A 6,805-nucleotide genomic window follows, 5' to 3' on the forward strand; every position below is an offset into this window, starting at 1 on the left:
TTAGAGCCACATCCCCATGAGTAAGATTGTTTTAGCAACAGGCAACCAAGGCAAAGTTCGCGAGATGGCAGATATTCTGTCTGAGTTTGGTTTCGACGTTGTCGCGCAAAATGAGTTTAATGTTTCAGAAGTCGCTGAAACGGGAACAACTTTCATTGAAAATGCCATCATCAAAGCTCGCCACGCTGCGAAAGAGACGGGGCTACCAGCCATCGCAGACGATTCTGGCTTAGAAGTTGATTACCTTAATGGTGCACCCGGTATCTACTCAGCGCGTTACTCAGGTGAAGGGGCGACTGATAAACAGAACATCGAAAAGCTGTTAGATGCTATGCAAGGTGTCGACGTTGAAAAACGCACAGCTCGTTTTCACTGTGTATTGGTGCTAATGCGTCACGAAAACGATCCGACTCCATTAGTATGTCACGGTAAATGGGAAGGTCGTATTCTGACTGAAGAACACGGTGAGAATGGCTTTGGCTACGATCCTGTATTCTTTGTACCAGAAGATAACTGCGCCTCAGCCGAGCTTGAATCGTCGCGTAAGAAGCAACTGTCACACCGTGGTAAAGCCCTCGCGTCATTATTCAAGACTCTCAAGGAGCAAGCTCTGTAATGCACAATGCAGCGCTAATACCACCCGCACTCAGCCTCTATGTCCACATCCCATGGTGTGTACAAAAGTGTCCGTATTGTGATTTTAACTCTCATGCTCTAAAAGCCGAGATTCCTGAAAAAGAGTACATCGATGCTCTACTTGAGGATCTCGGTACCGATATCGAAAAGTACCAACTCAATGACGCACCTCGCCCATTGCATTCGATCTTTATTGGTGGCGGCACGCCGAGTTTATTTTCTCCAGAAGGAATCGGTCGATTGCTGCAAGGCATTAAACAGCGCATCCCGTTCAAACCTGAAATAGAAATTACCATGGAAGCCAACCCGGGAACTATCGAAGCTGAGCGTTTTGCTGGTTACCAAAAAGCAGGAATAACTCGAATCTCGGTGGGTGTGCAAAGTTTTGAGCAAGAGAAGCTGGAAAGGCTTGGCCGTATTCATGGGCAAGATGAAGCTGTTAACGCTGCTCATTTAGCGCATAAAATCGGATTGAATAGCTTCAACCTAGATCTAATGCACGGCTTACCCGATCAAAGCATTGATCAAGCCTTGGCTGATTTGGACAAAGCGATCGAGCTCAATCCTCCACACTTATCTTGGTATCAGCTAACAATAGAACCTAACACCATGTTCTATTACAAAACACCAAAGCTACCTGACGATGATGACCTTTGGGATATCTTCGACTTAGGCCATAAGAAGCTCGCAGACGCAGGTTATGTACAGTACGAAATTTCAGGCTACAGCAAGCCGGGATATCAGTGTCAGCATAATCTCAACTACTGGCGCTTTGGTGACTACCTAGGTATTGGCTGTGGCTCTCATGGCAAGCTGAGCTTTGCAGATGGACGTATTGTTCGCACCACTAAGGTTAAACACCCTAGAGGCTACCTAGCCGCGTATCAGAATCTGGTGAAGCCCTATCTGTCGGATGAACTTGAAGTACCTAATGAGGACCGCCCTTTCGAGTTCTTCATGAACCGCTTCAGGCTAATGGAAGCGTGTCCAAAACAAGACTTCATTGATACGACTGGGTTAGAGTTTGATTCGATTCAGCCAACGATAGAGTGGGCTAAAGATCTCGGTTATCTCCATGAAACCGACAGCCATTGGCAGATCACTGAAAAAGGAAAACTCTTCTTAAACGATTTGCTTGAAGCCTTTATGGCTGAAGAAGACGAATAGTTCGAACGCTAGAATGCAAAAAGCCTCTCATCACGAGAGGCTTTTTGTCGAACTTAGAGCTTAGAGCTTAGAGCTTAGAGCTTAGAAAATAGAACGACCAATACGCTCAGAGAGTAATTCTAAAGCCTGAGTTCCCGCTAGTGAATTACCCGACGCGTCCAGTTCCGGAGACCACACCGCGATCGTCATTTCGCCAGGAACAATCGCAATAATCCCGCCGCCAACACCAGACTTTCCTGGCATACCAACACGATAAGCAAACTCTCCCGCCCCATCGTACAAACCACATGTCGCAAGCAAAGCATTCAGCTGTTTGGTTTGAACTGGAGTGATGATCTCTTTCTTGGTCTGTACTGACACACCTTTGTTCGCCAAGTAGCTAAAGGTTTTCGCCAAATCAACACAGGTCATTTTAAGTGCACAAGCATGGAAGTAATTGTTGAGTACGGGAATAACATCGTTCTCAAAGTTACCAAATGAACGCATCAAATAAGCGATGGCAGCATTGCGATCGCTGTGCATCATTTCAGAAGCCGCCACAACCTTGTCATACACAATATGAGTATCACCTGATAGCTGACGTACAAATTCTAATAAACGGTGTCTTGGTGCAGATAGACGGCTTTGCAATAAGTCAGCAACGATAATCGCACCTGCGTTAATAAACGGGTTACGAGGGATGCCGTGTTCCATCTCAAGCTGAATCATCGAGTTAAAGGCTTGTCCTGAAGGCTCCTTCCCTACTCGTTGCCAAATCTCTTCCGGCTTATACAACACCATCGCTAACGTCAGGCTTAAAGCTTTAGAGATTGATTGCACGGAAAAGGCTTCATCGGCATCGCCAGCTTGAATGACTTCACCTTCATTGGTGTATACCGCAATCGCCAGTTTCTGGTTCGAGACGCGAGCCAATGCAGGAATATAGTCAGCGACCTTTCCCTGACCAATTAAGGGACGAACTTCGTCTAAAATCTCGGCTAAAATAGCTTGAGTTGGTTTCATGTGAGCTTACTTCTTATTGTTATTTTTGTAGGGGTGTGACATTCAGTTTTGTCCTTAAACTTCTAATTTGATAAAAGCCTAAGGACAAAAAAGCCAACATTACAATAATGTTGGCTTTAATCAATCCCATAAAGTGTAGGGTTTAATCCTAAGTCGGATTCACCTTCACTTAATTTGATTCAGAACTACTTAGTACGCTTAAACTTAATGTCCCAAACGCCATGACCTAAACGGTGGCCACGAGCTTCAAATTTCGTTAGTGGGCGCTCATCCGGACGAGGAATGTAATCCCCATCTTCAGCGATATTCTTGAAGCCTGGAGCTACGTTCATCACTTCAATCATATGTTCTGCGTAGTTTTCCCAGTCTGTTGCCATATGGAAAATACCAGTATCAAGTTGCAGCTTACCGCGAACCATCTCAGCAAACTCAGCCTTAACAATACGACGTTTGTGGTGACGAGCTTTATGCCATGGGTCAGGGAAGAACAGTTGCAGCGTATGCAGGCTGCTATCTGGGATCATGTGTTCAAATACTTCTACTGCATCGTGACACATTACACGCAGGTTAGTTACGCCAGCATCGCGAGCTGTACCTAAACACGCACCAACACCTGGGCTGTGAACTTCAATACCTAAGAAGTTTTTCTCAGGCGCATTCTTTGCCATTTCAACCAGTGATGCACCCATACCGAAGCCAATTTCTAGTACAACAGGGTTGTCGTTGCCAAACACTTCTTTCCAATTAAGAAGCTCTGGGTTGTAGTCGATACCCATTGTTGGCCAACATTCATTCATCGCGTTTTCTTGGCCTTTTGTTAAGCGGCCTTCGCGGCGAACAAAACTACGGATCTTACGAACCAGTTTGCCGTCTTCAGTATATTCGTTAGTGGTCACTTCACTCATTGATTTTTGCCTGCACATTGATTAATCAAAGCGGGGATTATCCAAAGAATTGCCTCCGGTGCAAGTCTTTCCGTGGATAAATTCCCACACAATTTGTCTGTTTTACATCCAACCGTAAGTGTGGTGCAATTTCACTCCTAATAATAGCAAAGCATAGAGCATGTCGTGACTCCTTTCGCAACCGCCATATTAAAGTGGTATGACGCCTTTGGGCGTAAAGAATTACCTTGGCAACAAAACAAAACCGCCTACACCGTTTGGCTATCTGAAATCATGCTTCAGCAGACTCAAGTCGCCACGGTGATTCCATACTACCAGCGCTTCTTAGAACGCTTTCCAACGGTTATTGACCTAGCGAACGCCGAACAAGATGAGGTGCTGCACTTATGGACAGGGCTTGGCTATTACGCGCGAGCTCGTAACTTACATAAGGCTGCCAAGATTGTTACCGAGCAATACGGTGGTGAATTTCCGCTTTCTATCGAAGAAATGAACGCGCTACCGGGTATTGGACGCTCTACTGCCGCTGCAGTGCTGTCCTCTGTGCATAAACTCCCTCATGCGATTCTTGATGGCAACGTCAAGCGCACCTTGGCGAGAAGCTTTGCAGTAGAAGGTTGGCCTGGGCAAAAGAAAGTCGAGAACCAGCTTTGGGAACACGCAGAAGCACACACTCCCAATCAAGATGTCGATAAGTACAATCAAGCCATGATGGATATGGGTGCGATGGTTTGTACCCGTAGCAAACCCAAATGTACCTTATGCCCGATTGAAAGCATGTGTGAAGCTAAGAAGCTCGATAAACAGCTCGATTTCCCTGGTAAGAAGCCTAAGAAAGAAAAGCCAATAAAAGAAACATGGTTTGTGATTCTGTACCACGACAATCAAGTATGGCTCGAACAACGCCCTCAGTCTGGTATCTGGGGAGGACTGTTCTGTTTCCCTCAAAATGAAAACGCAGAGATCGAACATCAATTAGATCTTCGTTCGATCAAAGACAATGAAACCGACTCGATCAAGACCATGATTGCGTTTCGACATACTTTCAGCCACTACCACTTAGATATCACACCTGTATTAGTAAAATTAGATAAACAACCAGATTTGATAATGGAAGGGACTAAAGGTCTCTGGTATAACTTATCAAAACCGGAAGAAATTGGCCTAGCCGCTCCTGTAAAGCAGCTTATTGAGAGCCTACCCTTTGAACTGAACGACGACGTTTGAATCAACGAACGCGATAAGAGGAACCACTATGAGCCGCACTGTATTTTGTGCTCGCCTTCAAAAAGATGCTGAAGGCCTAGATTTTCAACTTTACCCAGGTGACTTAGGTAAGCGTATCTTTGACAACATCTCTAAAGAAGCTTGGGGACAATGGCAAAGCAAGCAAACCATGCTTATCAATGAGAAGAAACTAAACATGATGGATCCTGAACATCGTAAACTTCTTGAAACTGAGATGGTTAACTTCCTTTTCGAAGGTAAAGATGTCGTTATTGATGGCTACACTCCACCAAGCGAATAAGACATTTATTTAAGCAAATTTTAGTGACATCATGGTTAACGCTGCGATGTCATTTTTGTATGAGGAACTATGAAAAAGCTAAGTTACTTCCTAACAGCCATGTTGTTAACCGGATGCAGTCGTGAATTTGTCGAAAGCATTTATGACGTTAATTACGAACCAACCAACCGATTTGTCAGTAATTTAGCGGAGCTACCCGGTCAATTTGAAAAAGACACTGGGGCATTAGATTCTTTAATTAATAGCTTTTCTGGCAATATCCAAAAACGTTGGGGCAGCAGTGAAGTAAAGATGGCGGGCAAGAGTAACTATGTGAAATACATAGATAATTACTTGAGCCGTTCAGAAGTGAACTTTAGCCAAGGCCTGATCACAGTTGAAACCGTCTCCTCAACGGATCCTAAAAAACACCTCAAAAATGCAATCATGACGACACTTTTGACGCCAGATGATCCTGCGAATGTCGATCTATTCTCTTCCAAAAGCATCAAGTTAGAAGGTCAACCTTTCCTTTATAACCAAGTCGTTGATCAAGATAAGAAGCCAATCCAATGGACATGGCGCGCGAACAAGTTTGCCGATTACTTGATCGCTAATAACTTAAAAACCAAGGAAGTCGACTTTAAAAAAGCGTATTACGTCGAAATTCCAATGGTGGCCGATCACGCCAGCAAACGAAGCTATAAGTACGCCGATATCGTTCGTCGCGCATCTCAACGTTATGACATTCCTGAAGACTTGATTTACGCAATCATCAAAACAGAAAGCAGTTTCAATCCATATGCCGTGAGCTGGGCGAACGCTTATGGTCTTATGCAGGTGGTCCCAAAAACGGCAGGCCGAGATGTCTTTAAACTCGTCAAAAAGAAACCTGGAGAACCAAGTCCTGAGTACTTATTCAATCCAGAAAACAACATTGATGCTGGCACTGCGTACTTTTACATCCTTAAAAATCGTTATTTGAAGGACGTGCAGCACCCAACAACGCTTGAATACAGCATGATCTCAGCATACAACGGTGGCACTGGTGGCGTACTAAATACCTTCAGCAAAGACCGAAAGCGAGCAATGCGTGACTTAAATTCGTTGCAACCTAGTCAAGCTTACTGGGCACTGACAAGGAAACACCCAAACAAAGAGTCGCGTCGATACTTAGAAAAAGTAACAAAATTCAAGAAAGATTTTAACCAAGGTAAAACGTAAGCCTCACTTTTGAATAAAAAAACAACTAACGAACGTTTTTTTTAATTATTTTCAAAAAAGGTGTTGACGGTTATGCAGAAAATCCGTTTAATAGCGCTCCGTTGCCCGGATAGCTCAGTCGGTAGAGCAGAGGATTGAAAATCCTCGTGTCGGTGGTTCGATTCCGCCTCCGGGCACCACAATTTGATTTGTTGGTGTCATTACTCTTTAACAGGGAGTAGCAACACGAACAAAAGCATAAAGAATTTAGTGTGCCGACTTAGCTCAGTAGGTAGAGCAACTGACTTGTAATCAGTAGGTCACCAGTTCGACTCCGGTAGTCGGCACCATTCTTTTGCCTCGATAGCTCAGTCGGTAGAGCAGC

Annotated in this window: 7 protein-coding genes and 2 tRNA genes; 7 read left to right on the top strand and 2 right to left on the bottom strand. The window is 44.5% G+C overall.

What is annotated here, in order from left to right; genetic code table 11:
• Positions 1 to 16: 16 nt before the first annotated feature.
• Entirely contained in the window at positions 17 to 616 is a 600-nt protein-coding gene (locus tag H5300_RS06335; protein WP_108093311.1) for an XTP/dITP diphosphatase, read from the top strand.
• A complete protein-coding gene (hemW, locus tag H5300_RS06340; protein WP_182795651.1) occupies positions 616 to 1,803 on the top strand; it encodes a radical SAM family heme chaperone HemW in 1,188 nt (395 codons plus the stop codon). The genes H5300_RS06335 and hemW overlap by 1 nt, the downstream gene beginning before the upstream one ends.
• An 81-nt stretch (positions 1,804 to 1,884) precedes the next feature.
• Here hemW and glsB read toward each other — a convergent pair whose 3' ends face one another.
• Together glsB and trmB are read right to left on the bottom strand one after the other, a co-directional pair.
• Positions 1,885 to 2,805 carry a glutaminase B gene (glsB, locus tag H5300_RS06345; protein WP_004735469.1) on the bottom strand — a complete coding sequence of 307 codons (921 nt, stop codon included), beginning with the start codon at positions 2,803 to 2,805 and terminating at the stop codon, positions 1,885 to 1,887.
• 185 nt (positions 2,806 to 2,990) lie between these two features.
• A complete protein-coding gene (gene trmB, locus H5300_RS06350) occupies positions 2,991 to 3,710 on the bottom strand; it encodes a tRNA (guanosine(46)-N7)-methyltransferase TrmB (RefSeq protein WP_029222028.1) in 720 nt (239 codons plus the stop codon).
• Positions 3,711 to 3,875: 165 nt separating this feature from the next.
• Here trmB and mutY point away from each other — a divergent pair, with 165 nt between their 5' ends.
• The 5 genes from mutY to H5300_RS06375 all read left to right on the top strand — a co-directional run bounded on the left by mutY (position 3,876) and on the right by H5300_RS06375 (position 6,770).
• Positions 3,876 to 4,937, top strand: a complete 1,062-nt coding sequence (gene mutY, locus H5300_RS06355; protein ID WP_182795652.1) for an A/G-specific adenine glycosylase — start codon at positions 3,876 to 3,878, stop codon at positions 4,935 to 4,937.
• A gap of 28 nt (positions 4,938 to 4,965) precedes the next feature.
• Complete coding sequence (locus H5300_RS06360) at positions 4,966 to 5,238, top strand: oxidative damage protection protein (protein WP_004735465.1); 273 nt, start codon at positions 4,966 to 4,968, stop codon at positions 5,236 to 5,238.
• A 69-nt stretch (positions 5,239 to 5,307) separates the two neighbouring features.
• On the top strand, positions 5,308 to 6,441 hold the full coding sequence (mltC, locus tag H5300_RS06365) for a membrane-bound lytic murein transglycosylase MltC (RefSeq protein ID WP_151408003.1): 1,134 nt from the start codon (positions 5,308 to 5,310) through the stop codon (positions 6,439 to 6,441).
• Between the two features lie 103 nt (positions 6,442 to 6,544).
• Positions 6,545 to 6,620 (top strand) — tRNA-Phe (locus H5300_RS06370).
• Positions 6,621 to 6,694: 74 nt separating this feature from the next.
• Positions 6,695 to 6,770, top strand: a tRNA-Thr gene (locus tag H5300_RS06375).
• The last annotated feature ends 35 nt before the right edge of the window (positions 6,771 to 6,805 follow it).

This window comes from Vibrio sp. SG41-7, from assembly GCF_014164465.1.
Classification (GTDB): Bacteria; Pseudomonadota; Gammaproteobacteria; order Enterobacterales; family Vibrionaceae; genus Vibrio; species Vibrio splendidus.

Coding starts and splice junctions, on each gene's coding strand:
- H5300_RS06335 (WP_108093311.1), top strand. CDS start 17: ATGAGTAAGATTGTTTTAGCAACAGGCAACCAAGGCAAAGTTCGCGAG.
- hemW (WP_182795651.1), top strand. CDS start 616: ATGCACAATGCAGCGCTAATACCACCCGCACTCAGCCTCTATGTCCAC.
- glsB (WP_004735469.1), bottom strand. CDS start 2,805: ATGAAACCAACTCAAGCTATTTTAGCCGAGATTTTAGACGAAGTTCGT.
- trmB (WP_029222028.1), bottom strand. CDS start 3,710: ATGAGTGAAGTGACCACTAACGAATATACTGAAGACGGCAAACTGGTT.
- H5300_RS06360 (WP_004735465.1), top strand. CDS start 4,966: ATGAGCCGCACTGTATTTTGTGCTCGCCTTCAAAAAGATGCTGAAGGC.
- mltC (WP_151408003.1), top strand. CDS start 5,308: ATGAAAAAGCTAAGTTACTTCCTAACAGCCATGTTGTTAACCGGATGC.